The following is a 25,666-nucleotide window of genomic DNA, read 5'->3' on the forward strand; positions in this document are numbered from 1 at the left end:
CGGCGCACCGCTCACGAAACCATCAACTCTAGAAATAGTAGCCGATATTCATGATGAACCGCGACTTGAAGCGGTTCTCGCCGCCCTGGGCGAGGCCGTTGTTGAATTCGCCGACGCCGACATAGGGATCGTTCCGGCCGATGGCGGCCTCGGTGTAGATGATCAGGTTCGGGTCGGCCGTCAGGGTCCAGGCCCCGCCGAGCGTGAAGCGCTCGCTGGCCCGGAAATTCGCCTTGTCCTTGTAGAAGGCGCTGAAGCCGGCGAAAGGCACCACGGTGAACGGGCCGATCGGATCGGGCACCTTGTAGGTCACCTCCGCCGAGACGAAGTTCCCGCGCGCGGCGAGGTTGTACGAGAAGTCGAAGCCGCCGACCGTGACGAGGTCGTTGCGGAAGGGGTTGCGCGGATCGATGTCCTGGCGGACGTAGATCGCCTTGAAGCCCCAGGGGCCGTAGGTGCCGAGGGCGTGCAGGCCTTCGAGCTGCTTGGTGCCGGTCTGGCGCGTGTCGAAATTGTAGATGTCCGAGTGCCAGATCGAGGCGCCGAAGGCGAGCGAGGCGGTGTCGTTCTTGAGGACGAAGTACTCCGCCCGGCCGATGAACATGTTCTGTTCGGCGTTGTTGGTTCCGAACGTGACGTAGGGGTCGGCCCGGACGATCGCGGTGGAGTAGCGCGCGCTGTCCGGGCTCAGGCCGAAGGCGTTGGGCGAGGAACCCGGATAGAAACCGACCTGATAGTTGAAGTCCGGCTCGACGTGGGAGAATTTGACGCCGAGATTGTACACTTCCTCCAGGCCCATGGTGAAGCCGAGAGTTTCGAGGAAGCTCGTCCCGAAATACGGGGTCAGACCGAAGGGAGCCTGGTTGATGCCGGCGGTGAGGCTGTCTTCCGGCGTGAACTTGTAGCCGACATAGGCCCACATCGGGAAGCTCACCTCGCCCGGATAGCCTTGATAGCCGCTGCGGGGGCCGTAGATCGAGCTGCCGCCGTAGAACCTGTACTGCGCCGAGCCGAAGATCGTGTCGGAATCGTAGGTGGCCTTGAGCGCGAGGGTGTCGAAGTCGAAATTCTCCCGCGCCTTGCGGACACCGCCACGGCTGGCATCGTCGAAGCGCCAGTCGTAGCGGGCGCGGATGGCGCCGCCGAAGGTGAAGGTGCCCGAGTCGGTCTTGCCCTTCGGCGGCCCCAGATCGAAATTGCTGCGGGATTCGGGGCTGAAGCGCGGATCGGCGACGGCAACCGGCTGCTCGCTGTTGGCCTGACTGGGCTCGGCATTGACCTCGACCGGGCCCTGCGACTGCGCCGCGGCCGTCGATGGGCACAGCATGAAACCTGCGGCACATGCCACGAGGGCCGCCGCCAAACCGTTCGCCGTCATATCCCCCAACCCCCTCGAATGAAGACTCAGATCGCCTTCCGAGCTGTTTCCCGTCGTTTTTCTTAAGTCTTGGACGGGACGATCACTTCAGCCAGCCATCGACCGTCGCGCGATTCGCCGCGATCCACTTCGCGGCGGTCGCCTCGGGCTTGGCGCCCTTCTCCTCGTTCTCCGCCATCACGGCTTCTTCGTCCTTGATGGTGAGCTTGAACTTCTGGAGGATCGCGTAGACCTCGGGCATGTCCTCTTTCAGCCCCTTGCGGGCCAGCGTGTTCACGCTCTCGGCCTCACCGAAGCTTTTCTTGGGATCGGCGAGGTATTTCAGGTCGTAGCGCGCGAACATCCAGTGCGGGGTCCAGGCCGTGACGACCACGTCCTTCTTCTGCCGCACCGCATCCTTCAGCGCGCTGGTCATCGTGGCGTCGCTGCCGTCGAGCAGCTTGACCTTGAGGCCGTACGCCTTGATGGCTGCCTCGGAGCTCTTCATCACGCCGGCGCCGGGATCGATGCCGATCACCTTGCCATCGACTTCGGAGGCCTTGGTCGCCAGATCCTCGATCGAGTTGAGGGACGAAGTGGCGGGCACCGCCCAGCCGATCTTGGCCCCCGTGACGTTCGGGCCGATCAGGTCGATGCGGTTCTTGAGTTTTTCGTAATAGGCGCCCTGCGTGACGGGGAGCCAGGCTGCGACGCTCGCATCCGCGTCACCGGTCGCAACGGATTGCCACATGGCCGCCGCCGCGAGCGGAATCGTCTTCACTTGGTAGCCTTTTTCCTCAAGGGCAAGCTTGAGGATGTTGGTGGCGACCACGGCGTCGGCCCATTCCACGTAGGCGAGCCGAACCTGCTTGCCCGCCGCCTCGGCCGGCGTCTGGGCCAGCGCGAGGTAGGCGATCACACCAAGTATCGGTGCACGCATGGATTGAACCTTTCAGAGGGGGTTGAGGATCGTGCCGATCTGGATCTGAGGTCTGATTTCATCTGAAGCCTGCCTCGCGCGGGGGAGGCTGAGGCCCATCAGAAGAAATACTTAAATGATGATCTATGTTATTCAGATAGTTGGAAAAAGCAAGGAGAAGTTGCTTCTCCGGTCGAAGATGTAGCCTTCAGGCCACACCGTGTGGACGAGCCCGGGCGGCGAGGGCCTGCGTCACGCGGTCGAGGATCACCGCCACGATCACGATGCCGATGCCCGCCTCGAAGCCGGCGCCCGCCTCGAGCCGCTGGATCGACTGCCAGACCGCGCGGCCCAATCCGCCGGCACCGATCATCGCCGCGATCACGACCATGGAGAGGGCCAGCATCATGGTCTGGTTGACGCCGGCCATGATGGTCGGGAGTGCCAGCGGCAACTGCACCTTGAACAGCTTCTGGGTCGCCGAACTGCCGAAGGCGTCGGAGGCCTCGACGAGTTCGCCCGGCACGTTGCGGATGCCGAGCGCCGTCAGCCGGATCACCGGGGGCACCGAGAAGACGATCGTCGCGAAGCAGGCCGAGACCGCGCCGAGGCCGAAGAAGGGGAGCGCCGGGATCAGATAGACGAAACTCGGCAGCGTCTGCATCATGTCGAGGATCGGCGAGAAGGTCCGCCAGGCCCGCCGGCTGAGCGCGAACCAGATCCCCACGGGAACGCCGATCACCAGGGCCGCCGCGGTGGCGATGGTGACGAGAACCAGGGTCTCGACCGTCGCCTGCCAGAGCCGCAGGTTCCACAGGAACAGCAGGCCGACGAGGGTCAGGAGCCCGATCTTGCGGCCCCCGACCCGGTACGCCGCGAAGGCCGCGACCGCGATGCAGAGCCACGGCGGGATCGCGACGAGGGCGGTGGTCAGCGTTTCGATCCAGTCGGAGACGGTGCGGCTGACGGCTCGGGTCAGCCAACTGCCATGCTCGGTGAGCCAGTCGAGGCCGTTGTCGCTGAGCGTGTCGAGGGGGAATTTGGGGACGTTCCACTCCATGTCGGGGCTCCTGACGGCTTTGAGAGGATCTGGGCACCGGCATGCGGCTGATCGTGCGTGCCTGGCCGCGCGGCGAGCGCCTGCACGACGTCGCGGCTCGTGATGGCGCCGATCAGGCGTCCGTTCCGGCCCACGACGGCGACCGCTTCCTGGGCGGCGACGGTCGCGAGAATGGTGTCCAGCCGGCTTTCCGCCTCGACGACGGACTGCCCGAGATCGAGCAGGCTGGAGATGGTCTCGGCCGGCCGGGCGGAGGCGAGCCGCTCGGCGAAGATGCGGCCGACCAGCCGCCCGTCCCCGTCGGCGACGAGCCAAACTCCGCGGCTCGCCCCGCCCCCTGCGCCGCCGAGCGCGGTCCGCGCCTCGGCCACCGTCTGCGTGGGGGCGAGCACGGGGGCGGAGCGATCCGCGACCTGATCGGCGCGCAGCACGGCGGCCAGATCGATATGCTCGACGAAGCGCTCGACATACTCGGTCGCGGGGCGGGCCACGATGTCCTCGGGCTGGCCGATCTGAACCACCTCGCCATCCTTCATCAGGACGATGCGGCCGCCGAGCGCGATGGCTTCGTCGAGATCGTGCGAGACGAAGACGATGGTCTTCTTGAGCTTGCGTTGGAGGTCGCGCAGCTCCGCCTGCATGTCGCGGCGGATCAAGGGGTCGAGCGCGCTGAAGGCTTCGTCCATGAGCAGGATGTCGGCATCCGCCGCGAGCGCCCGCGCGAGGCCCGCCCGCTGCTGCATGCCGCCCGACAATTCGTTGGGATACTTCGTCTCCCAGCCCTTCAGACCGACGAGTTCGATGGCCTGCATCGACCGCTCGATCCGCTCCTTGGCCGAGACCTGCTTGATCTCGAGGCCGAACCCGACATTTCCGAGGATGGTGCGGTTGGGCAGCAGCGCGAAGTGCTGGAAGACCATGCCGAAGGTCTTCTGGCGGAAGGCGAGCAATTCCTTCCGGCCGAGCCGGGTCACGTCCACCCCGTCCACGGCGATCCGGCCGCAGGACGGCTCCACGAGGCGGTTCATGCACCGCAGGAGCGTCGACTTGCCGGAGCCGGACAGGCCCATCAGCACGAGGATCTCGCCCTCTTCGATATCGAACGAGATGTCGCGCAACCCGACCACCGCGCCGCAGGCGGCGGCGATGTCGCTCTTGGTTTTCCCCTGGGCGATCAGATCGAGCGCCTTGGAGGAGTTCGAGCCGAATATCTTGCTGATACCCTCAAGATTGATCCGGCCCATGGGATAAACCTTTCGATATAAGTCGGTGTTGCTTGCGGCGGAATTTTTTGACAAATTTATTTAGGACAATGTAAGACTATTCTCCGACTTACTAGGGGGCTTGTCGTATTGCGACGCTTTATTGGCATCGGACGACGTTCTGGAATTTTAGCGCTTCAGCACCGAACCTGTGTTGGCCCATGCCGCGATTCCGGGCAGATGTGTCCAAAAAATTTGCAAGATATGTGCAGGGCCTGGGCATGAAGCCTGTCGGTCTCGGCTGGCCGATACGCGGCCCTGGCAGCGTCATGCTCCGTGTCGAGGGCCCCGTCTCGAAAGCTGTCGTGGGCCCTTGGTAAAAGACGCCGCAGCGGCAAAGGCCTGGAGCATCGTTGCGCCGGGCGTGGGTGCGGGGCGTCGAAGACCGTGCCGCCCGCTGGCGCCGAATGCGAATTCCGGCTGCAGCGCGCTCAAAACGTAAGCACGAAAGATAAAAACTTGCGCAGCCCCAGATTGGTCTTTGCTTGACCAAGAAAAACGCTGGGCCTAGAAAGATCGTCGAGTTGATCGCTAGGGTTCCAGCATCTCTTTGGATGTGTTCGGTCCGAGAGCGGTTGCCGCGGCGGGAGACATCCGCCCGGATGCACGGCGGGATAAAAGCCCGGGAGACCTCACTGGCCAGAGATTGGCAAGGGAAGGTCTTGTACAATCTCTTTCTATACTGGAAGGGACGTATGCCCGGCAGAGCCTCCAAGACAAACTTTTCGACGCTTCCGGCCGATGCACGCCTGCGTGCCGTCCGACCTGCGCCGCCGACCGGCTCCGGCCTTCGGCCTGCCTCGGCCGCGCTCGGCGAAGGCTTCCCCAGCATCATCCCGTAGGTGGCGCGCCGGCGGTCTTCGCGACCCGCGCCCTCTTCCCGGTTCCCTTACTGGTTCCCGGCCCGGCGCTCCTGCTCCGGGTCCCCGACGATGGGCTCTTCCGCCTGCCGCCGCCTCTCCGCGCGCTCGAAATCCTTGGGCGCCCGACAGCCGAACCGAACAGCGCACGCTGTGTCCGGCCATTCGACCATCCCAGGAGACGAGACATGCGCATCCCGAGTCTGATCAATCCCCGTCTGATCACCGATGGTCTCACGGGCGTCCGCCGAAGCCTGTCCGCCCTCACGCTTGCCGTCGGCCTCCTCGCCGCGCCGATGGCGCAGGCCGCCGAGCCGCTGCGCATCGGCTACAGCGACTGGCCGGGCTGGGTGGCGTGGCAGGTCGCCATCGAGAAGGGCTGGCTCAAAGAGGCCGGCATCGACGCCCGTTTCGAGTGGTTCGACTACTCCGCCTCGATGGACGCGTTCTCGGCGGGCAAGCTCGACGCGGTGACCTGCACCAACGGCGACGCCCTCGTGATGAGCGGCAACGGCGCCCGGAACGTCATGATCCTGCTCACCGACTACTCGAACGGCAACGACATCATCGTCGGCAAGCCGGGGGTGAAGTCGCTGGCCGACCTCAAGGGCAAGAAGGTCGGGCTCGAAGTCGGCCTCGTCGAACATCTCCTCCTGATCGACGGCCTGCAGAAGGCCGGGATCAAGGAGAGCGACGTCACCCTCGTCAACGCCAAGACCAACGAGACGCCGCAGATCCTCGCCTCCGGCGACGTCGCGGCCATCGGCGCGTGGCAGCCGATCGCCGGCCAGGCCATGCGGGGCGCCGCCGGCGCCCGCCCGCTCTACAGCTCCGCCGACCGGCCCGGCCTGATCTACGACGTGGTGACGGTGACGCCCGCGAGCCTCGCTTCGCGGCGGGCCGAATGGATCAAGCTCGTCGGCCTGTGGGACCGGGTCGTCGGCTACATCTCGGACCCGAAGACCCAAGGCGACGCCGTCGCCATCATGGCGGCCAAGGTCGGCGTGGAGCCGGCCGTTTTCACCCGCTTCCTCAAGGGCACCAAGCTTCTCACGCTCGCCGAGGGCCGCGCGGTGATGAAGGATGCCGACGGGTTCGGCTCGCTCTACGGGTCGAGCCGGCACGCCGATGCCTTCAACGTCAAGTTCGAGGTCTACAAGACCCCGCAGGACGTGAAGGCCGCCATCGATCCCGCCCTCACCGACGGCAAGTGAGGGTGTGAGGATGCGCGCGCCGCTGCCTCAGCCCCATCCCGAAAGGGGCGCCGTTCCGGCGGTCGCGGTTGCCCCGCTCCCGCCGGTGGCGGGCGCCGCCCCGGTCGCCGGGCGGGCGCGGCTCTCCTGGGTCGGCGCGCCGCGCCCGCTGACCCGGCGTCGGCGCGCTGCGCTCACCCTGCTCTCCTTCCTGCTGCCGCTCGGCCTGTGGGCGGCGATCTCCTACCTGCCTTTCCTCTGGCACCCGCTGGTCGAGGTCACGAATCCCGGCGACGTCACCTGGATGGAGCCCGGCATGCGGGTGCCGCGGGCGGCGTTTTCCGAGGAGGTCGCGGCGGCCCAAGGGGCCGGCACGGCCATGCCCGAGGGCCGGCCCGCCAACCCGGTCTACCTGCCGGCGCCGCATCAGGTGGCCGTCGCCTTCTGGACCGCGCTGACCGCACCGCCGCCCCAGCGCGACGCGATCTGGCTGCCCGCGAGCCTGTGGCACTCGATCCAGATCATTTTTTGGGGTTTTACCCTCTCCTCCCTGGTCGGCGTGCCGCTGGGCATCCTGTGCGGAGCGCAGCCGACGATCGCCCGGCTGACCGAGCCCGTGATCGAGTTCGTGCGCTACCTGCCCGCCCCCGCCTTCGGCGCGCTGATGGTCGCGATCCTCGGGATCTACGACGGGCCGAAGATCGCCATCATCGTCATCGGCACCTTCTTCCAGCAGGTGCTCGTCATCGCCAACACCACGCGCCGGGTCGATCCGCTGCTGATCGAGGCTGCGCTCACCATGGGTTCGCGCAACCTTCGCCTGATCCGCCGGGTGATCGTGCCGGCGGTGCTGCCGCAGATCTACCGCGATCAGCGCATCCTCCTCGGCTGGGCCTGGACCTACCTCATCGTCGCCGAGTTGATCGGCACCTCGTCCGGCATCACCTTCTTCATCACGCAGCAGGCCCGCTACCAGCACTTCGACAACGTCTACGCGGCGATCCTCGTGATCGGCCTCATCGGCATCGCCACCGACATCGCCCTGGCGCTGATCGGCCGCCGCCTGTTCCCCTATGCGAGGGCCGAGGCATGAGCCGCGCGCCCATCCCGCTGACCGCGGAGCCCTGCGACTACCGCACCCAGTGCGAGCCCGTCCGCGCCCGCTTCGACCGGCTGAAGGCCCGTGACGTCGCCCTGCGGGTCGAGGGCCTCGGCAAGGTGTTTCGCAACGCGGACGGCGCCGAGACCGTGGCGCTCCGCGGCATCGACCTCGTCACCCACCGCCGCGAGTTCCTCTGCGTGGTCGGGCCGTCGGGCTGCGGCAAGTCCACCTTCGTGCGCATTCTCGCCGGTCTCGAGACCAAGAGTTCAGGCAGTGTGAGCGTCGAGGGCCGTCCGGTCGCCGGTCCCGGCGCCGACCGGGGCATGGTGTTCCAGGGCTACACCCTGTTCCCCTGGCTCACGGTCAAGCGCAACGTCGCCTTCGGGCTCGAAGAGAACGGTGAATCGCGCCACGTCGCCGAGCGCGAGGCGGCGCAATGGCTGGCGCTGATCGGGCTGGAGCGCTTCGCCGACGCCTACCCGCACCAGCTCTCCGGCGGCATGAAGCAGCGCGTGGCCATTGCCCGTGCGCTCGCCATGCGCCCGCGCATCCTGCTGATGGACGAGCCGTTCTCGGCGCTCGACACCCAGTCGCGCGCCCGGATGCAGGCCTACCTCATCGAGATCTGGCGCAAGATCGACATCACCATCGTCTTCATCACCCACGACCTCGACGAGGCGGTGCATCTCGCCGACCGCATCCTCGTCCTGAAGGCCCATCCCGGCGAGGTCGAGGAACTGATCGAGGTGCCGGTGCCGAGGCCGCGCCATCCGAGCCAGAGCCTGACGCCGGAATTCCGCGCCACCCGCGCCCGGCTCGACGCGCTGATCCATCCCAGTGAGGCGGAGGTCGACGGCCCGGCCGATCTGGCTGGCCTCGACATGGTCACCCGGATGGCGAGCGTGGGGGACGAGGTCGAATGAGCGCCCTCCCCAATCTCCCCTTGCTCTGGTCCGACCGCACCTGGGAGGAGATCCCCGGTGACCTCGCGGGCGCCGCGGGGGCCGCGCTCCTGCCCATCGGTGCCACCGAGCAGCACGGGCCGCATCTCGGCTGCGGCATGGATTTCGTGCTGGCGGATGCCGTCTGCCGCGAGGTTTCGGCGCGCACCCGCGTGCCCATGCTGCCGGCCCTGCCCTATGGCTGCTCGCTCGGCCATTCCCGGCGCTGGCCCGGCACCATCGCCCTCGACCCTGTCGTGATGACCGAACTCGTCCGGCAGATCGGGGCCCAGGCCTACCATTCGGGCGTGCGCCGCCTGTTTCTCGTCAACGCCCACGTCACCAACGCCGCGCCGCTACGTTGCACTCTGGAACTGCTGCGGGCGGCCCACGACGACCTGATGGTGGCGCTGGTCAACACCGCGACCGTCAGCGAGCGGGTGCGCGCGGCCCACTTCCTCGACGCCGAGGACTGGCACGCCAACCGCGCCGAGACTGCGCTGATGCAGGCCGTGGCCCCGGCCCTGGTACGCGAGAACCGCATTGCGGAAGCCGACGACGCGGACCGTACCCAAAACCTCGTCTTTGCCCATCCGGTCAACCGCACCAGCCGAAACGGCGTCACCGGCTTCCCCTCGCAGGCGAGTGCGGCGGAGGGCGCCGAACTGTTCGCCTGGATGGTCGAGGACCTGACCGCCCTCATCCGGCGCGGGCTCGCCGAGACCCCGCCCCTCCCCCATTCCTACGACGGCCCGGCCGTCGTCACCGAAGGAGCCTGACACCCATGGGCCACGCGAACGAGGTCGATCCTCAGATCCGCGCCGTGCAGGAGGATCTGCGGGGCAAGGGCGTGAAATACGTCATCGGCGCCTATGTCGACATCCACGGTGCGCAGAAGGCCAAGGTGGTGCCGATCGACCACCTGCCGCAGATGGCGGCGGGCTCTGAGCGCTATACCGGCTACGCCCTCGACGGCCTCGGCCAGGCGCCAAACGAGGACGAGCTCGCCTCGGTCCCGGATTTCTCGCAGGTCATCCAACTCCCCTGGGAGAGCAAGCTCGCCTGGGCGCCCGCCGACCTCACCTTCCAGGGCAAGCCCTACCCGCTCTCGACCCGCGTCGCCCTCAAGACCGTGCTGGCGCAGGCCGAGGCGATGGGCTTCGGCTTCAACCTCGGCATCGAGTGCGAGATCTTCCTGCTGCGCCAGGCCGAAGACGGCTCGCTGCACACGCCGGTGGCCGACGATAAGCTGGTGAAGCCCTGCTACGACGTGCGCGGCTTCATCGACAACTTCTCGTGGCTCGACAAGGTCGCGACCACGATCAACGATCTCGGCTGGGACCTGTACTCGTTCGACCATGAGGATGCGAACGGGCAGTTCGAGTTCGACTTCCAGTACGCCGACGCGCTGACCATGTGTGACCGGCTGACCTTCTTTCGCATGATGACCAAGCATTACGCGAAGGAGGAAGGGCTCATCGCCACGATGATGCCCAAGCCCTTCGCCGACCGCACCGGCAACGGCGCGCATTTCAACATGTCGCTCTCCGACGCCAAGACCGGCCGCAATCTCTTCGCCTGCGCGCCCGGTGAGGATCCGCGGGGCCTCGGCCTCACCGAGACCGGCTACCACTTCATCGGCGGCGTGCTGCGCCACGGCCGGGCGCTCTGCGCGGCCTTCGCGCCGACGGTCAACAGCTACAAGCGCCTCGTGCGCCAGGGCGCGATGGCAGGCTTCTCCTGGGCGCCGGTGTTCAACTCCTACGGCTCGAACAACCGCACCAACTCGGTGCGCGTGCCGTCCGGCGGCGGGCGCTGCGAGAGCCGCAACGCCGACGGCGCGGTCAACCCCTACCTCGCCGCCGCCCTGGTGCTCGCGGCCGGGCTGGAGGGCGTGCGCGAGCGGATCGACCCCGGCCAACCCAACGAGGACAACCTCTACGCGCTGAGCGATGGCGAGCGCCGGGCGCGCGGCATCGCCTTTCTGCCCCAGACCCTGCAGGAGGCGGTCGATGCCTTCGCCGCCGACCCCCTGGTCGAGGCCACACTCGGCGCAGGCCTGCGCGAAGAGTTCATCCGCACCAAGCGCGAGGAGTGGAACGCCTACCATCTCACGGTGAGCCCGTGGGAGATCGAGCGCTACAGCCACCTGTTCTAGAGCATCGTCCTGGATATCGGATCCAGGACGATGCTCTAATTTTTTGCCTTTGCATCATCTTTCTTCCGAAAGCCGGCAACCACCTTTCGGGATGATGCTCTAGGGAGCTTGCGATGAAGACCGTTATCAGCTTCGCGAAGTCTTCCGCCGAGCCCTCGACCTATAGGCCGGCGCCCGCGCGCATCCTGGCCGGTGATCCCGTTCAGACCGCGACGCTTCACTTCACCAGCGCGGACGGGCGCTTCACCGCCGGCACCTGGGCGGCGGAGCGGGGCACGTGGCGGGTCGTCTTCACCGAGAGCGAGTTCTGCCACCTGCTCGAAGGGGTGATCGTCGTGACCGACGAGGCCGGGACGCAGACCACCTTCCGGGCCGGCGACGCCTTCGTCTCGCCGGCCGGCTTCACCGGCACCTGGGAGATCGTCGAGCCGGCGCGCAAGCTCTTCGCCTTCTACGAGGTGCCATCCGCGCCTGACCACCCATGACCCTCCCGCCCTCATCCTGAGGTGCGCAGCGAAGCGAAGCCTCGAAAGAGGGCTCCAGCCAGCCGCGCGATCCTTGGGAAGCCCTCCTTCGAGGCCGCTGACGCGGCACCTCAGGATGAGGGGAGAGGGTGGGACGCAAGCATCGAAACCCAAAGTCATCTGGCCTGCCGGGACGGCCCGGCCGCGACAGGGCTCTCCGGCCGGGACGACCCGGCCCCATCGGAGACACGACCATGTCGGACGAAGCGAGCGTGATTGCGGAAAACCGCCGCCGCTACGAGGAGCTGAAGCGGGCAGGCCAGGGCCACGCTCCGCGCGCCCTGCCCGGCCCGAGCCCACGCGGCGGCGTGCCGCTCGACGCTGGCGCGATCCTCCACCGCGAGACCATCCCCGGCGGCTGGTACTGGACCACCGCCCTGAAGGCCGGGGAGGCGCTCCGGCTCGGCCTCGACCATGGCCCGTCGAGCGTCGCCCTGGTGGCGTGGTCGGCCGCCGAAACCAGCGAGCGGCTGAACTACGCCGACACCGTGAAGGTGCAGTGGACGGCCGCCCTCACCAAGGGGCGGGTGCTGTTCTCCGATATGGGCCGCGTGATGTTCTCTCTGATCGAGGATTCCTGCGGGGCGCACGACGCGCTCGTCGGCGGCTCCAATGCGGCCTCGAACGCCGCGCGTTACGCCGGTGGTCCCCACCGCAACACCCGCGACAACCTCGTGCTCGCGGCCCTCAAGAGCGGGCTGGAGCGGCGCGACATTCCTCCTTGCGTCTCGTTCTTCGCCCCCGTCGTGGTCGGGCCTGAGGGCCGCTTCGCCTGGAACGCCGCCGGCCGCACGGCGGGCGACTTCGTCGATCTGCGCGCCGAGATGGACCTGATCGTCACCCTCTCGAACTGCCCCCATCCCCTCGATCCGGCGCCCGATTACGCGCCGAACCCGGTCGCCGTCACCCGCTTCCGCGCCCCGGCGCCGGCGGCGGACGACCTCTGCCGCACCGCCACGATCGAGGCCGTGCGCGGCTTCGAGAACAACGCCGCCGCCGGCTTCTGAGGGGGACGACCGATGACCGACACCGTGACCACGCTCTTCGACCAAGCCGTTCTGGATCAAGCCGTTCTGGATCAGGTCGTGCCCGCCCAGGCGCCGTTCTCCACCCTCGTGCGGGCCGGCCAGACCCTCCGCATCGAGGACAGCCAGGGCTGCCAGGCCGTCGACACCCTGTTCTACCGCGCCGACGACCTCGGCGAGCGCTACTCGTCCCAGGATACGGTGCGGGCGCAGGGCGCGGCGTACGTCACCACCGGCACGCGGGTGATGTCGAACGAGGGCCGGGTGATGCTCACCGTCACCGCCGATTCCTGCGGGCGGCACGACACCTCGGCCGGGGCCTGCTCCTGCGAGAGCAACACCGTCCGGTTTGGCCACGCCACCCAATATCTCCACGCCTGCCGCGAGAATTTTGCGCTCGAAGTCGCGAAGTACGGCCTGTCGAAGCGCGACATCGTGCCGAACATCAACTTCTTCATGAATGTACCGATCGAGCAGGACGGCGGGCTCGCCATCGTCGACGGCGTCTCGTCGCCCGGCGACTATGTCGAGCTCAGGGCCGAGATGGACGTGATCTGCGTGATCTCGAACTGCCCGCAGATCAACAACCCCTGCAACGGCTTCAACCCCACGCCGATCCGCGTGACCGTCCGCGGCGAGGGCTGACAATGTTCGCCAAGGTTCTGGTCGCCAATCGCGGCGAGATCGCCGCCCGCGTCGTGCGCACGTTGCGGCGCTTAGGCATCGCCTCGGTCGCCGTCTATTCCGACGCCGACCGCTTCACGCCCGGCGTGCTCGCCGCCGACGAGGCCGTGCGCCTCGGCCCCGCCCCGGCCGCGCAGAGCTACCTCGACGTCGAGGCGGTGATCGCCGCCTGCAAGGAAACAGGCGCCGAGGCCGTCCATCCCGGCTACGGCTTCCTGTCGGAGAATGTCGGCTTCGCCGAGCGGCTGGCGGCGGAGGGCATCCGCTTCATCGGCCCGCGCCCGGAGCACCTGCGCGCCTTCGGCCTCAAGCACACCGCCCGCGATCTCGCCAAGGCCAGCGGCGTCCCGCTCCTGCCCGGCACCGACCTGTTGCCGGATGTCGAGACGGCGCTGAGTGCGGCGGACGTTATCGGCTATCCGGTGATGCTCAAGAGCACGGCGGGCGGCGGCGGCATCGGCATGCAGCTCTGCCACTCCGCGCAAGAGTTGGCCGAGCGCTTCGCCGCGGTCGAGCGCACGGCGCGGGCCAGCTTCGGCGATGCCCGCGTCTATCTCGAACGCTTCGTGGCGCAGGCCCGCCATGTCGAGGTGCAGATTTTCGGCGACGGGCGCGGCCGCGTCGTCGCCCTGGGCGAGCGCGACTGCTCGCTCCAGCGCCGGAACCAGAAGGTGATCGAGGAGACCCCGGCCCCCGGCCTCTCCGACGCCGTGCGCGCCCGGCTCCACGCCGCGGCGGTGGCGTTGGGGGAGAGCGTCGCCTACGCCTCGGCCGGCACCGTCGAGTTCATCTACGATCCGACGCGCGAGGATTTCTCGTTCCTTGAAGTGAACACACGGCTCCAAGTCGAGCATCCGGTGACGGAAGCCGTGTTCGGCATCGACCTCGTGGAATGGATGGTGCGCCAGGCCGCGGGCGAGGATCCGATCACGGCGGCCGGGCCGCTCGTGCCGCGGGGCGCGGCGATCGAGGCGCGGCTCTACGCCGAGATCCCGCACGCGAATTTCGCGCCGAGCGCCGGCCTGCTGACCGAGGTGCGCTTCCCCGAGAACGCCCGCATCGACGGCTGGATCGCCACCGGCACCGAGGTCACCCCGTTCTACGACCCGATGCTCGCCAAGATCATCGTCACCGGCGCCGACCGTCCGGCGGCTTTGGCGGCGCTGCGGCAGGCGCTGGCCGACACCGCAATCTCCGGCATCGAGACGAACCTCGATTACCTGCGCACCATCGCCGCCTCCGACCTGCTGGCCAGCGGGCGGGTCGCGACCACGGCCCTGCGCGATCTCGCCTATGCCCCCAGGAGCATCGAGGTGCTGCTGCCGGGCGCCCAGTCGAGCCTTCAGGAACTGCCCGGTCGGCTCGGCCTGTGGGAAGTCGGCGTGCCGCCGAGCGGGCCGATGGACGCCCGCTCCTTCGCCCACGCCAACACCCTCGTCGGCAACGGGCAGGACGTCTGCGCCCTCGAACTCACGGTCTTGGGCCCGACGCTGCGCTTCCACACGGACGCTCTCGTGGCGCTCGTGGGCGCCGCGATGCGGCTCACCCTCGACGGGGAGACGCGTCCGCACGGGCAGGCGTTTTCGGTCAGCGCAGGGCAGACGCTCGCCATCGGCGCGATCGAGGGGCCGGGCCAGCGCGCCTATCTGGCCCTGCGCGGCGGCCTCGCGGCGCCCGTGGTGCTCGGTTCACGCGCGACCTTCGCGCTCGGCGCCTTCGGCGGCCACGCCACCGGCGTGCTCAAGGCCGGCGACGTGCTCCATCTCGGCGATGCGCCGGAAGTCGCTGCCGCCCCGCCCGAGCCCGCGCCGCTGACCCGTGATTGGGAGATCGGCGTCGTCTACGGCCCGCACGGCGCGCCGGACTTCTTCCAGGAGGCCGACATCGCCGACCTGTTCTCGGAATCCTACGAGGTCCACTTCAACTCGGCCCGCACGGGCGTGCGACTGATCGGCCCGACGCCGCGCTGGGCGCGGACCGACGGCGGCGAGGCGGGCTTGCACCCCTCGAACCTGCACGACAACGCCTACGCCGTCGGGGCCATCGACTTCACCGGCGACATGCCGATCCTGCTCGGCCCCGACGGCCCGAGCCTCGGCGGCTTCGTCTGCCCCGCGGTCATCGCCCGCGACGAGCTGTGGAAGATGGGCCAGCTCCGGCCCGGCGACACCGTGCGCTTCCAGCCCATGGCCCGGCCGGAGGACGCGCTCGCCGCCCCGGCCCTGCTCGGCGGCACGGACGCGGGGCCCGGCTCGCCCGTCCTCGCCCGCGACGAGACCGGCCCGGTCCCCGTCGCCTATCGCCGCCAGGGCGACGACAACCTGCTGGTCGAGTACGGCCCGATGGCCCTCGATATCGGGTTGCGGCTGCGGGTCCATCTCCTGGCCGAGGCGGTGCGCGCCGCCCGGCTCCCCGGCCTCACCGACCTGACGCCCGGCATCCGCTCGCTGCAGATCCACTACGACGGCACGGCGCTGCCGCGCCACCGCCTGCTCGGCAACTTGCGCGAGATCGAGGCCGGATTGCCGGCCGCGGAGGCGGTGAGCGTCCCGAGCCGGGTCGTCCACCTGCCGCTCTCGTGGAACGACCCGCAGGCGGAACTGGCCATGCGCAAGTACCAGGAACTGGTGCGCCCCAACGCGCCCTGGTGCCCCTCGAACATCGAGTTCATCCGCCGCATCAACGGCCTGCCCGACGAGGCGGCGGTGCGGAACATCATCTTCGATGCGAGCTACCTCGTGATGGGGCTCGGCGATGTCTATCTCGGCGCGCCGGTCGCGACCCCGGTCGATCCGCGCCACCGCCTCGTGACCACCAAGTACAACCCGGCCCGCACCTGGACGCCGGAGAACGCGGTCGGCATCGGCGGCGCCTACATGTGCATCTACGGCATGGAGGGGCCGGGCGGGTACCAGCTGTTCGGGCGCACGATCCAGGTCTGGAACACGTGGCGGACCACCCGCGAATTCGTGCCCGGCCATCCGTGGCTGTTGCGGCCCTTCGACCGCATTCGCTTCTTCCCCGTCAGCCACGCCGAACTCACCGAGGCCCGCGCCGCCTTCCCGCACGGCGCCTATCCGATCCGGATCGAGCCCGGCACGTTCTCCTACGCCGAGCACCGGGCCATGCTCGCGGGCAACGCCGCCGAGATCGAGCACGCGGGCGCGCGCCAGAGAGCGGCCTTCGCGGCCGAGCGCGAGCGCTGGAAGGCGGAAGGGCTCGACAGCTTCGTCGCCGACGAGGCGGTGTCCACTGAGGCCGCCGAGATCCCGCCGGGCTGCGAGGGTGTGCCGACCACCGTGCCGGGCAATGTCTGGAAGGTTCTCGTCGGCGCGGGCGAGACCGTGGCCGCGGGGCAGACGGTGGCGATCCTCGAATCGATGAAGATGGAGGTGGCGGTCACCGCCCCCGTCGGCGGCCGGGTCCGCGAGATCCGGGCCCAGCCCGGCCGCACCCTGCGCGGCGGCGACCTCGTCGCCATCCTCGAGATCTGAGGCCGGGCCGGATCTTGCAGGGACCCGCTACCGCCTGGGCGAACGCGCCCGGCGCACTCCTCGCTCACTGCACGGAGACGGCCGATGATGCAGCAGATCCACCGCGCCCTCACCGCGATCCTCGGTCTCGTCGTGCTCGGCCTCCAGGCCCGGGCCGCCGGGCGGTTGCCGCAGGGCGACCGGGGCCGGGAGACGCCGCGATAGGCATTCCGGCCGCCGGGCCATCAGGCTCAGGGCCCCGGAGCCATTCCCCTTTGAATTTCGGGCCGCGTGCCACCCGCACGACGCCCTGCCAAAGACGTGAGAGATCGATGCCGGTTCCCGCCTTCCTGAGCCTCAGCGCGCTCCACGCCGCCTATGCCGATGGGCTCTCGCCCGAGGCGGTTTTGGCCGAGATCGACCGCCGGATCGCTGCTGCCGACGATCCCGGCATCTTCCTCGCGCGGGTGCCGGCGGCGCAGATGCAGGCCGCCGCCCGCGCGCTCGGCCCCTTCGACCCCGTGAGCAAACCGCTCTGGGGCGTGCCCTTCGCGGTGAAGGACAACGTCGACGTGGCGGGCCTGCCCACCACCGCCGCCTGCCCGGACTTCGTCTATACGCCGCAGGCGACCGCTCCGGCGGTCGAGCGTCTGCTCGCGGCCGGCGCGATCCTCGTCGGCAAGACCAATCTCGACCAGTTCGCCACGGGGCTCGTCGGCGTGCGCACGCCCTATCCGGCGCCGAAGAACGCCATCGATCCGGCGATCGTGCCGGGCGGCTCCTCGTCCGGCTCGGCGGTGGCGGTGGCGCGCGGCCTCGTTACGTTTGCGCTGGGCACCGACACGGCGGGTTCGGGCCGGGTGCCGGCCGGCCTCAACAACATCGTCGGGCTCAAGCCCTCCCTCGGCAGCGTCTCGGGCCGCGGCGTGGTCCCGGCCTGCCGCACGCTGGACACCCTCTCCGTCTTCGCCGGCACCGTGACGGAGGCTGACGCGGTCTACCGGATCATGGCCGGATACGATCCGCAGGATCCGTATTCGCGCGCCCTGCCCGTTCCGCCCCGCCCCGGCCGCCTGCCACCGGGCTTGCGCGTCGGCGTGCCGGACGCGGCCGGTCGCATCTTTGCCGGCGACACGCTCTCGGCGGCGGCCTTCGACGGGGCGCTCGCCGACCTGCAATCCGTGATCGGCGGCGCGGCGAGGATGGTCGATCTGGCGCCCTTCTTCGCGGTCGCGGGGCTTCTCTATGCCGGCCCCTGGGTGGCCGAGCGCTATCAGGCGATCCGCGGGTTCATCGAGGAGCGCCCGGAGGCTCTGCACCCGACCACGCGGGCGATCATCGGCGCAGCCACCGGCCACTCGGCGGCGGATGCCTTCGCCGGCCTCTACCGCCTCGCCGAACTCCGCCGGGCGACCGAGGCCGTCTGGGGCGGGATCGACGTGCTCGTGGTGCCGACCTATCCGCGCCCGCGGCGCGTCGCCGACCTCGCCGCCGACCCGGTTGGCCCCAACAGCGAACTCGGCACCTACACCAACTTCGTCAATCTGCTCGACCTGTGCGCCCTCGCGGTGCCGGGGCGCTTCCGTGCCGACGGCTTCCCGTCCGGCGTGACGCTGATCGCGCCGCGCGGGGCCGACGGCCTCATCGCCGCACTCGGCGCCCGCCTCCACGCGGCGGCCGGCGGCACACTCGGGGCGAGCGGCGTGCCGATCCCGGCGGAGGCCGCCCCGCCCGGGGATCGCGCGCAAGCGGACGAGATCGAGGTCGCGGTGGTCGGCGCGCACCTGTCCGGCCTGCCGCTCAACGGCGAACTGACGGGGCGCGGCGCCCGCTTCCTGCGCGCCATCCCCACGACACCGGATTACCGTCTGCACGCGCTGCCCGGCGGACCGCCGGCCCGGCCCGGCCTGATCCGCGTCGCGCCCGGTTCGGGCCATGCGATCGAGACCGAGGTCTGGGCGCTGGCGCCGGACGCTTTCGGACGTTTCGTGGCGGGGATTTCCTCGCCGCTGGCGATCGGCACGCTGTCGCTGGCCGACGGCACGACATCGAAGGGATTCCTGGCGGAAGCGGCCGGGCTCACGGGCGCGCGCGACATCAGCGATCACGGCGGCTGGCGCGCCTACCTCGCCTCCGGGGCCATCGCGCCGTAGCGGCGGGACCGGCCCGATCGCATCGGGCCGGAGCCTCCTTGGCGAAACCTCTTAGGGGGATGAGCCCTTTCCTTGACGCAAGCCAAGGAGGTTCACGATGACAGACGCGAAGACGGAGCGGGAGGCGATCGGGACACAGCCGCCCGGTCGCCCGCTCGGTGAGCGCAGCAAGCCTGAAGCGGAGCCGGATCTCGGCCCGACGGGCCCGGCCTCGGCCGAGGCTGAAAAACCCGGTCCTCACTCCGGCGGCTACGATCAGCAATCGCCCGATCGTTCGACGGACAATGCGAAGGGCGGCTACGGCGCCGGCTGAACCATCCCGCGGGGCAGGCGAAGCGCGCCGCTTTCTGCCCCGCAGGCCCTCTCATCCCCAGGGCGCGGCGTGTTCAAAATTGGGTGTAAGTCCCTGTGACGGCGTGGCTCGCATTGCCCTTTTCCACCGCTTGTCCCCATATGGGAACGAAAGACGAACGAACGTCTTATCGGAGTCGGAACGAGGGGTTTGGCGCCAATGGCACGCTACCGCTTTCACGCGACGAACGGCTACGCATGCGTGTTCGACGCTCAGGGCAAGGACATCCGGGTCCCCGCGCGCCTCGTCCGGCGTGCCGACGAGGTCGCTCAGGGGGTGATGCGCAGCCTCGATGACCAAGAGGACTGGTCGCAGTGGCACGTCAGCGTGCATGACCTCAGCGGCCGACGCGTGCTGGTGAAGCCGTTCGTATCGGGTTGACCGAGCCTCAGGCGGAACGCGGTCGCGGCGTTGGCCGCTGCCGCTCTACCAGCATACCCGCGGCAAGCGCCGCTTCCACCGCTCACCCAGGCGCAGCGTTTCGCTGCCGGGTCGGTCCGAGCGGCGCCGCCTAACGAGAGGGGCTGTCTCCGCCACGGGCCGAGGAGGCTCCGGGACCGCCGGTTCGACGACCTGAACGACATCCGGGACAGGCACCTTCCGCGGCCTGCCGCGGCGACGCGGGGCGCCCTCCGGCGTGGTGCCGGGCGGCGCAACCCGGCGAACGCGAGGAAGCACCTCGGGTTCGACCGCGGGTTCCGCCTCGGGCTCCTGGACCTCCGTGACGAGGAGGCTCGGCAGGATGCGGCGATGCTCGGGGGCAGCCTCGTCGGAAGGTGTCCGAGGGCTGAACGTAGCGGCCTCCAGTGAGGGCCACAGGGCTTCTGCTTCTGCGTGTCCCGCCCGCTTTTGCGCCTCTCGTGGCAGCTTCGAGGGGATGGAGACGAAGCGGGTTTGGCCGTTCGACTTGGCTTCGACGGTGAACGGTCGCCGGCCGCGGTTGCGCAAGATACCGATCCTGATGCTGAGAGCTTGGGTCTCTGTTCGAAACACCTTGCGCCCGCACATGCCGTGCCACGAAGTGTTTGTCGAGGCCGGGGAACATCGAGCCTTCACGGGGCGGCGACTCGGCGATGGGCCGGTGGTCTCAACGTTCCGGTCGGGCAAGCTCCGATCGGCTGCAAGGGGCGAAACAGTCCGAGCCGCTCAGCCAAGTCATGGATATCAACGCCTTGATCCGGCCGGATGGCTCGGACGGTCGCGCTTCGCTGCCGTGTGCGGCGTCGCGCCGAGCGGGAGGGCCTTTCCGACGCCCTCCCCTTTTATCACATGCGCCGGTTACATCCGGTGGCGCATCGACCGGTGATGGTGCCGATGCATCATCCGCTTGCGCATCATGTGCCGGTGCATCATCCGCCGCTCGTGGTGGGACATGCGAGCCTGCGTGACGCTGCTTTCAGCTTGGATGCCGGCGGGTGCAATCGGAGCTGCCGATGCGGTGCCGGCGGCAAAGCCTCCCAGCAGGATTGCCAGCGCGAGCGTGGTCTTCTTCATCACCATCTCCTTGGGAGCTTACGGCCGTCCCAGGCAGGGTAGATAGGTGATTGTCCCAGGCCAAGGTTCCCAATGGGGAGGATTTATCTCGATCGGCACCTGCGGAGCAGCCTCTGCGTCACCGCTGAAACCTCACTCGCTCGTTGCCTAACGCTTCTTGCCCAGCTCAGCCGCGATGTCCTTGGTCATGCGGCCCACCTTCCGGTGCGCGGCGGTGAGTTGGTCCTGCGTGACGCCCCAGCGCTTCATCCAGAACTCGACCGCTTTGCGCTCGCTGAGGTCGAGACGGTCCTTGTCGATGAAACCGCGCTTGTCCTTGAGGCCGGCCATGAATGATCCCGTGAGGTCGTCGGAGGGCGTCGGGTTGTATGAGGTGGGCAAGACCGCCCGTATCGCAAGGCGCGCGGAGTTAGACCCGAGGTCAATCCACTTCGGCCCGCTGCACCCGCCGGGGATCACCTCACGCGGCTCGGGGAGGCCCCAAGCGCGGAACGAGCCGGTGCCCGTTGGGGCGCAGAACGAGGCGGGTTTCAACGCCCATTGGCGATGGTCACCTGTCGCACAGGTGCCTTCCAACCCTCTGATCGTCAACGCGTCTCGCCGGATCAGGCATTTGGAGGCGGTCTGGCGGAAGGGGTGAGATTCGAACTCACGGTGGAGTTGCCCCCACGGCGGTTTTCAAGACCGCTGCCTTAAACCACTCGGCCACCCTTCCCCGTCCGCGAAGGCGCACAATCACGCGCGCCGTCGCGTCACAGGCTTGTCTATGGCCCCGCGGGGATCAGCGTCAATGTACGATGTGCGGATCGGGGCGGTGCGGCCGCGCAGGGCGGTGGCCGAGAGCCGGGCTCAGGCCGGCTGCAGGCGGGTGAGCTGGTCGAGGAGGGCGCGGTCGTGGAGGAGGGCGAAGCGCTCCTTCGGGGTGAGCCAGGCCTGCGCCTCGGTCAGGGTTTCCGCCTCCACGATCTTGGCGCGGGCGAGCGTGTGGTCCGCGTCGATGGTCCCGCGTGGCCGGGGCGTGCCTTCGGGCAGCATCGTGGCGTGGGCGCGGGCGAGGCTCGGGTCGGCGTGGAGCGCGGCCAGCGCGTCGGTGTCGTCGAAGGCGCGGGCCTCGTTGCGGCGGGCGAGTTCGCCGGCGCGGCGGGCGATGGGCGGCTGGGTCTGCTCCTCCGGCGTCACCAGCAGGCCGCGGTGCTTCAGGGCAAGCCCGAGCGCCAGTTGCCCGCTCGCCCAGGAGAGCGGGATCGCCAGCACGAGGCCGAGGATCGTCGGCGACATCCACAGGAACAGGGAGGTGGCGATGGCAAAGGCCGCGACGCCGGTGACGAGGCCGAGGCCGGTGTGCCAGCGGTGGCGGCGCACGATGTCCGAGAGGGGAATCGAGCCGTCGTCGCGGCGCTGCGGGTTCCAGCCGGTGTCGCGCCCGGCCAGGATCTGGAACACCGAGCCCGACTGGACCAGCATCGCGATCGGCGCGATCAGCGCCGAGAGCAGGATCTCGATCAGGAAGGACAAGGTCAGCCGTCCCGCGCCCCCGCTCGCCCGCCGGGTCTTCCCGTCCAGAAGCGCCAGGATCAGTCCCAAACACTTCGGGGCGAGCAGGATACCCATGGTCAGGGCGAAGAGCTGGAGCGCGCGCACCGGGTCGAAGCGGGGCCAGACCGGATAGAGGCCGAACTCGGCGGAGAAGTATTCCGGGCGCACCCAGGCGGTCTGCAGCACGATGATGATGCCGATCACGAGCTGCGCCAGCCAGAGCGGCGAGGCGACGTAGCCGGCGATGCCCGTGGCGAAGTGCTGGCGCGAGGCGGGGGCGAGGCCCGCCGCGCCGATGACGCGGGCGTGCTGGAGGTTGCCCTGCGCCCAGCGCCGGTCGCGCACGGAGAGATCGATCAGGGAGGGCGGGCTCTCCTCGTAGGAGCCCTCCAGCCGCGGCAGCATGGTGACGCCCCAGCCGGCGCGCCGGATCAGCGCCGCCTCGACGAAATCGTGGCTGAGGATGTGGCCGCCGAAGGGCGGGCGGCCCTTGAGGTCCGGCAGGCCGGCGGCCTCGGCGAAGGCCTGCATCCGGATGATGGCGTTGTGGCCCCAGTAATTGCCGTCGCGGCCCGACCAGACCGAGAGGCCGGTGGCGATGACGGGGCCGTAGATGCGCGCGGCGAATTGCTGGAGTCGGGCGAACAGGGTGTTGCGGTTGATGATGAGCGGCAGGCTCTGGATGATGCCGGCTTGCGGGTCGGCCTCCATCGCGGCGGCGAGCCGCACGATGCACTCGCCGGTGAGCAGGCTGTCGGCATCGAGCACCAGCATGTGGTCGTAGGCAGCACCCCAGCCTGTGACGAAATCGCCGATATTGCCGGCCTTGCGGTGATGGTTCTTTGCCCGGTGGCGGTAGTAGAGCCGCGCCTCGGGGCCGAGTTCGGCGCGCAGATCCAGGAATGCGCGCTCCTCGGCGACCCAGGCGTCGGCTTGGGTGGAATCGGAGAGCACGAACCAGTCGAAATGGCGCCCGAGGCCGGTGGCCTCGACTTCCTCATGCATCGCCTGGAGCCCGGCGAAGACCCGGGCGCTGCCCTCGTTGTAGACCGGCATGACGATGGCGGTGCGGGTGGTGAGTGCCGCCGGCAGCGGCGCCGGCTTGTCCCGCCGCAGCAGGGTCGCGAAGCCGAGGAGCGCGCCGGTGAAGGCCAGCGCGATCCACGAGAAGTTCAGGACGAACAGCACCAGCAGCACGTACTGGAGCCAGGTCGCGCCGCCGGAGACCGAGATCACCTCGTACATCTGCCACGCGCCGTAGGCGGTGAGGGCGGCGGCCCCGCCGAACACGAACAGGCGCGCCGCCAGCGGCCCGCCGCCGCCGTCGCGGCGTGTCGCGGGCCCGGTGCGCAGATCCTGCACCGGCATCGCCAGCTGTGCGCGCGGCGGCATGGCGGCCGGTTCGGTCCGCACCTCGGCCCGGTGCGCCACGGGGCGGTCCATCACGGTCGAGGCGCTATCGGCGGTGTCGGGCATCGTTGCTCCGGCGAGGGGTCGGCAAGGGGCCGGCAAAGGGTCAGCAAGGGGTCGGCGCGGCGCTCACACGGGATTACGGCGTCCAGCGGTACAGCCACGTCTCCGTGATCTGTCGCCCTTCCGTCTTGAGGGCAAGGCGCAGCTCGCACGCCCGCTCGCTGCCCGGATCGAGCTCGAAGGCGACGCGGACGGTGCGGGTCTCCGGATGGGCGATCCAGCGGGTCGCGCCCTCGACGATCCGGCCGGGGCCGGCGATCAGCACCGTCTCAAGAGGTACGAGAGCGCCCTCGGCGGTCAACAGCCCGTCGCCGGTGAAGTCGACGAGGAACAGGCGCCGGGGATTGGCGGTGCCGCGACCGCTGCGCGTGCTCGTGACCCGTGCGAGCGGGCCGCCCTGCGGCGAGGGCGGGGCTTCTGCCCGGCCCCAGTTCTGCCGGTAGGCGAGACGGACCTCCTGGCCCGCGGGCACGGCCGCCTTCGGCCGCCAATAGGCGATGACGTTCTCGTTGACTTCCGAATCGCTCGGGATCTCGAGGAGCGTCACGGCGCCCTCCCCCCACAGGCCCTCGGCGCCCCCCCCGGGCTCGCCCGGCTCGACCCAGAGCGAGGGGCTGCGCTCCCAGCGGTGCGCGTCGTCCTCGAAGGTCGCCGGGGAACGGTCCCGCTGCATCAGGCCGAAGCCCTGCGGGCCGTTGTCGAGGAAGCCCGAGATCTGGAGCGTCTCCGGGTTGCGCACCGGGCGCCAGATCGCCTCCCCGCCGCCGTTGCGGATCTGCAGGCCGCCCGCGGCGTAGACCGCTGCCCGGGCGTCGTCCGCGCCGCGCCGGTCGTGCGGGCCGAACAGGAACGGCGCCTGCATGCCGCCTAAGCCGAGGTGATCGACCGCCTTGCGGGTGACCAGGGTGGCGGTGATCGCCGCGGTCGAAGTCTCGCCGGGGCGCAGCTCCAGGCGTAGCGCCGCGGCGAGCGAGTCGGAATCGATCAGGGCGTGGATCACCAGCGGGCCGTCGGGCGTCTTCGGGCGCTCGACGAACAGCGCGCGCCAGCGGGGAAATTCCTCGCCGCGCGGGTCGGCCGGGCGCAGCATCAGCGCGCGCCCGTCGACGCCGAATTCCTGGCCCTGCCCCACCAGCCGGTAGAAGCAGGCGCCCTGGAACACCGCGAAATCCTGGTGCCCCTCGCCGAAGCGCGCGCGGATGCGCAGGCCGGAAAAGCCTGGCTCGCGCCCGGATTCCGGCAGGGCTGCGGCGCCCGCCTCCGAGCCCGCGTCGTACTGCGCGCGGTCGTAGACGACGGGGCGGACCACGCCGTCCTCGACGAGGAACAGGGCGACCCGATCAGTGAAGTAGAAGCCGCGTGGCAGCGGCTCGACCGCGAAACCGTGCGGCTCGCCGCCCCAGATCAGCGCCTCGGGCCGGATGCGGATCGCCTCGTAGGCTTCCCGCGACAGGTTCTTGAGCGCGTCGGGGACGTCGTTCGTAGCCTGGGTCGCGAAGGGCCGGTTGCCGAGCGCCCGGGCGAGGTCGGGCACGGTGGCATCCGAGAAGGGCGAGCCCGCCGCGGGCAGGGCCGGCGGCGCGGCCTGCGCCTGCACCTGGCCCGGCAGCAGGGCCAGGGCGGCACCGGCCGCAACCCCGCCGAGCAGCCGGCGGCGGTCGATCGGCACCGAACCCGCATCGCGGGTCGAAAGGTCGGTCGGATGCGTCATTCCCTCGTCGGCTCTCACGGTCATCGTCACAAAGTCATCGCGTTTCTCAAGAAACGCCCGCTGCGCCGCCGGGCCCGGAGGGGAGACGATCGAAGACCGGGCGTTTGGTGAGACATTGTTCGTCTCGGAGCGTTCTCGGCGTGAGGAACGGTCGCAGATAGGATCTTAACGCCTGAACCGGGCGTTAAGGTTGCCGGCTTTGCCCGGACTTCGCGGCACGTCTGCCACCGCTTCCGTTGCCGGGCGCTGCGCCGCAGGAAAGAAGGCATCGAGCCCGGAGCCGACGAAGGCCCGTGGACCTTCCGGGGCAGGCCGGCGTAAGAGGCTCGGATCTCGCACGCCGCGTCAGCGGTGCCCGCCGTCTCGCGTCCCGCGAGCCTCCTGTCCAG

At 69.4% G+C, this 25,666-nt stretch carries 20 protein-coding genes, 1 tRNA gene and 1 riboswitch; of the genes, 12 read left to right on the forward strand and 9 right to left on the reverse strand.

Going from position 1 to position 25,666, the window contains the following annotated elements; genetic code table 11:
- Positions 1–28 precede the first annotated feature (28 nt).
- The 4 genes from J2W78_RS10510 to J2W78_RS10525 all read right to left on the reverse strand — a co-directional run bounded on the left by J2W78_RS10510 (position 29) and on the right by J2W78_RS10525 (position 4,580).
- A complete protein-coding gene (locus J2W78_RS10510; RefSeq protein ID WP_253370351.1) occupies positions 29–1,378 on the reverse strand; it encodes a hypothetical protein in 1,350 nt (449 codons plus the stop codon).
- 82 nt (positions 1,379–1,460) lie between these two features.
- Positions 1,461–2,297, reverse strand: a complete 837-nt coding sequence (locus J2W78_RS10515; protein WP_253370353.1) for a glycine betaine ABC transporter substrate-binding protein — start codon at positions 2,295–2,297, stop codon at positions 1,461–1,463.
- Positions 2,298–2,484: 187 nt separating this feature from the next.
- Entirely contained in the window at positions 2,485–3,336 is an 852-nt protein-coding gene (locus J2W78_RS10520; protein WP_253370355.1) for an ABC transporter permease, read from the reverse strand.
- Positions 3,252–4,580 (reverse strand): quaternary amine ABC transporter ATP-binding protein, encoded by a 1,329-nt coding sequence (locus J2W78_RS10525; protein ID WP_253370357.1) that lies wholly within the window; start codon positions 4,578–4,580, stop codon positions 3,252–3,254. Before J2W78_RS10525 ends, J2W78_RS10520 begins: the two co-directional genes overlap by 85 nt.
- Before the next feature lie 538 nt (positions 4,581–5,118).
- A riboswitch (guanidine-I (ykkC/yxkD leader) is annotated at positions 5,119–5,229 on the forward strand.
- A gap of 417 nt (positions 5,230–5,646) precedes the next feature.
- Here J2W78_RS10525 and J2W78_RS10530 point away from each other — a divergent pair.
- The 12 genes from J2W78_RS10530 (at position 5,647) to J2W78_RS10585 (ending at position 19,444) form a co-directional block, all read left to right on the forward strand.
- Positions 5,647–6,672, forward strand: a complete 1,026-nt coding sequence (locus J2W78_RS10530; protein ID WP_253370358.1) for an ABC transporter substrate-binding protein — start codon at positions 5,647–5,649, stop codon at positions 6,670–6,672.
- 10 nt (positions 6,673–6,682) lie between these two features.
- Complete coding sequence (locus J2W78_RS10535; protein ID WP_253370360.1) at positions 6,683–7,744, forward strand: ABC transporter permease; 1,062 nt, start codon at positions 6,683–6,685, stop codon at positions 7,742–7,744.
- Positions 7,741–8,676, forward strand: a complete 936-nt coding sequence (locus tag J2W78_RS10540) for an ABC transporter ATP-binding protein (protein WP_253370362.1) — start codon at positions 7,741–7,743, stop codon at positions 8,674–8,676. The genes J2W78_RS10535 and J2W78_RS10540 overlap by 4 nt, the downstream gene beginning before the upstream one ends.
- A complete protein-coding gene (locus J2W78_RS10545; RefSeq protein WP_253370363.1) occupies positions 8,673–9,473 on the forward strand; it encodes a creatininase family protein in 801 nt (266 codons plus the stop codon). The genes J2W78_RS10540 and J2W78_RS10545 overlap by 4 nt, the downstream gene beginning before the upstream one ends.
- 5 nt (positions 9,474–9,478) lie before the next feature.
- Complete coding sequence (gene glnT, locus J2W78_RS10550; RefSeq protein WP_253370365.1) at positions 9,479–10,852, forward strand: type III glutamate--ammonia ligase; 1,374 nt, start codon at positions 9,479–9,481, stop codon at positions 10,850–10,852.
- 113 nt (positions 10,853–10,965) lie between these two features.
- Positions 10,966–11,337, forward strand: a complete 372-nt coding sequence (locus J2W78_RS10555) for a cupin domain-containing protein (protein WP_253370367.1) — start codon at positions 10,966–10,968, stop codon at positions 11,335–11,337.
- 233 nt (positions 11,338–11,570) lie between these two features.
- A complete protein-coding gene (locus tag J2W78_RS10560; RefSeq protein ID WP_253370369.1) occupies positions 11,571–12,383 on the forward strand; it encodes an urea amidolyase associated protein UAAP1 in 813 nt (270 codons plus the stop codon).
- Between the two features lie 12 nt (positions 12,384–12,395).
- Positions 12,396–13,046 carry an urea amidolyase associated protein UAAP2 gene (locus tag J2W78_RS10565; protein ID WP_253370371.1) on the forward strand — a complete coding sequence of 217 codons (651 nt, stop codon included), beginning with the start codon at positions 12,396–12,398 and terminating at the stop codon, positions 13,044–13,046.
- 2 nt (positions 13,047–13,048) lie between these two features.
- Positions 13,049–16,579, forward strand: coding sequence for an urea carboxylase (uca, locus tag J2W78_RS10570; RefSeq protein ID WP_253370398.1), 3,531 nt, complete (start codon positions 13,049–13,051; stop codon positions 16,577–16,579).
- Positions 16,580–16,890: 311 nt separating this feature from the next.
- On the forward strand, positions 16,891–18,711 hold the full coding sequence (gene atzF / locus J2W78_RS10575) for an allophanate hydrolase (protein ID WP_253370400.1): 1,821 nt from the start codon (positions 16,891–16,893) through the stop codon (positions 18,709–18,711).
- A 97-nt stretch (positions 18,712–18,808) separates the two neighbouring features.
- Positions 18,809–19,024, forward strand: a complete 216-nt coding sequence (locus tag J2W78_RS10580; RefSeq protein ID WP_253370402.1) for a hypothetical protein — start codon at positions 18,809–18,811, stop codon at positions 19,022–19,024.
- A 198-nt stretch (positions 19,025–19,222) separates the two neighbouring features.
- Positions 19,223–19,444 (forward strand): DUF6894 family protein, encoded by a 222-nt coding sequence (locus J2W78_RS10585; protein WP_253370403.1) that lies wholly within the window; start codon positions 19,223–19,225, stop codon positions 19,442–19,444.
- 897 nt (positions 19,445–20,341) lie between these two features.
- On the opposite strand, the gene J2W78_RS10590 is transcribed toward J2W78_RS10585, so the two are convergent.
- From J2W78_RS10590 to J2W78_RS10610, 5 genes are all read right to left on the reverse strand, one after another.
- Positions 20,342–20,557, reverse strand: a complete 216-nt coding sequence (locus tag J2W78_RS10590) for a hypothetical protein (protein WP_056202053.1) — start codon at positions 20,555–20,557, stop codon at positions 20,342–20,344.
- Positions 20,558–20,704: 147 nt separating this feature from the next.
- Complete coding sequence (locus tag J2W78_RS10595) at positions 20,705–20,887, reverse strand: DUF3606 domain-containing protein (RefSeq protein WP_003600567.1); 183 nt, start codon at positions 20,885–20,887, stop codon at positions 20,705–20,707.
- Positions 20,888–21,182: 295 nt separating this feature from the next.
- Positions 21,183–21,272: transfer RNA gene (locus tag J2W78_RS10600), tRNA-Ser, on the reverse strand.
- Between the two features lie 134 nt (positions 21,273–21,406).
- Positions 21,407–23,569: a glucans biosynthesis glucosyltransferase MdoH gene (mdoH, locus tag J2W78_RS10605; RefSeq protein WP_253370405.1), complete on the reverse strand. Its 2,163-nt coding sequence runs from the start codon at positions 23,567–23,569 to the stop codon at positions 21,407–21,409.
- A gap of 73 nt (positions 23,570–23,642) precedes the next feature.
- Positions 23,643–25,277, reverse strand: a complete 1,635-nt coding sequence (locus J2W78_RS10610) for a glucan biosynthesis protein D (RefSeq protein ID WP_253370407.1) — start codon at positions 25,275–25,277, stop codon at positions 23,643–23,645.
- Positions 25,278–25,666: the final 389 nt, after the last annotated feature.

The sequence above is a fragment of the Methylorubrum extorquens genome (assembly GCF_024169925.1).
Lineage (GTDB): Bacteria > Pseudomonadota > Alphaproteobacteria > Rhizobiales > Beijerinckiaceae > Methylobacterium > Methylobacterium extorquens_A.

Bases quoted from the DNA above. Each gene is read 5' to 3' on its own strand.
- J2W78_RS10510 (WP_253370351.1), bottom strand. From the start codon at position 1,378: ATGACGGCGAACGGTTTGGCGGCGGCCCTCGTGGCATGTGCCGCAGGT.
- J2W78_RS10515 (WP_253370353.1), bottom strand. From the start codon at position 2,297: ATGCGTGCACCGATACTTGGTGTGATCGCCTACCTCGCGCTGGCCCAG.
- J2W78_RS10520 (WP_253370355.1), bottom strand. From the start codon at position 3,336: ATGGAGTGGAACGTCCCCAAATTCCCCCTCGACACGCTCAGCGACAAC.
- J2W78_RS10525 (WP_253370357.1), bottom strand. From the start codon at position 4,580: ATGGGCCGGATCAATCTTGAGGGTATCAGCAAGATATTCGGCTCGAAC.
- J2W78_RS10530 (WP_253370358.1), top strand. From the start codon at position 5,647: ATGCGCATCCCGAGTCTGATCAATCCCCGTCTGATCACCGATGGTCTC.
- J2W78_RS10535 (WP_253370360.1), top strand. From the start codon at position 6,683: ATGCGCGCGCCGCTGCCTCAGCCCCATCCCGAAAGGGGCGCCGTTCCG.
- J2W78_RS10540 (WP_253370362.1), top strand. From the start codon at position 7,741: ATGAGCCGCGCGCCCATCCCGCTGACCGCGGAGCCCTGCGACTACCGC.
- J2W78_RS10545 (WP_253370363.1), top strand. From the start codon at position 8,673: ATGAGCGCCCTCCCCAATCTCCCCTTGCTCTGGTCCGACCGCACCTGG.
- glnT (WP_253370365.1), top strand. From the start codon at position 9,479: ATGGGCCACGCGAACGAGGTCGATCCTCAGATCCGCGCCGTGCAGGAG.
- J2W78_RS10555 (WP_253370367.1), top strand. From the start codon at position 10,966: ATGAAGACCGTTATCAGCTTCGCGAAGTCTTCCGCCGAGCCCTCGACC.
- J2W78_RS10560 (WP_253370369.1), top strand. From the start codon at position 11,571: ATGTCGGACGAAGCGAGCGTGATTGCGGAAAACCGCCGCCGCTACGAG.
- J2W78_RS10565 (WP_253370371.1), top strand. From the start codon at position 12,396: ATGACCGACACCGTGACCACGCTCTTCGACCAAGCCGTTCTGGATCAA.
- uca (WP_253370398.1), top strand. From the start codon at position 13,049: ATGTTCGCCAAGGTTCTGGTCGCCAATCGCGGCGAGATCGCCGCCCGC.
- atzF (WP_253370400.1), top strand. From the start codon at position 16,891: ATGCCGGTTCCCGCCTTCCTGAGCCTCAGCGCGCTCCACGCCGCCTAT.
- J2W78_RS10580 (WP_253370402.1), top strand. From the start codon at position 18,809: ATGACAGACGCGAAGACGGAGCGGGAGGCGATCGGGACACAGCCGCCC.
- J2W78_RS10585 (WP_253370403.1), top strand. From the start codon at position 19,223: ATGGCACGCTACCGCTTTCACGCGACGAACGGCTACGCATGCGTGTTC.
- J2W78_RS10590 (WP_056202053.1), bottom strand. From the start codon at position 20,557: ATGAAGAAGACCACGCTCGCGCTGGCAATCCTGCTGGGAGGCTTTGCC.
- J2W78_RS10595 (WP_003600567.1), bottom strand. From the start codon at position 20,887: ATGGCCGGCCTCAAGGACAAGCGCGGTTTCATCGACAAGGACCGTCTC.
- mdoH (WP_253370405.1), bottom strand. From the start codon at position 23,569: ATGCCCGACACCGCCGATAGCGCCTCGACCGTGATGGACCGCCCCGTG.
- J2W78_RS10610 (WP_253370407.1), bottom strand. From the start codon at position 25,277: ATGACGCATCCGACCGACCTTTCGACCCGCGATGCGGGTTCGGTGCCG.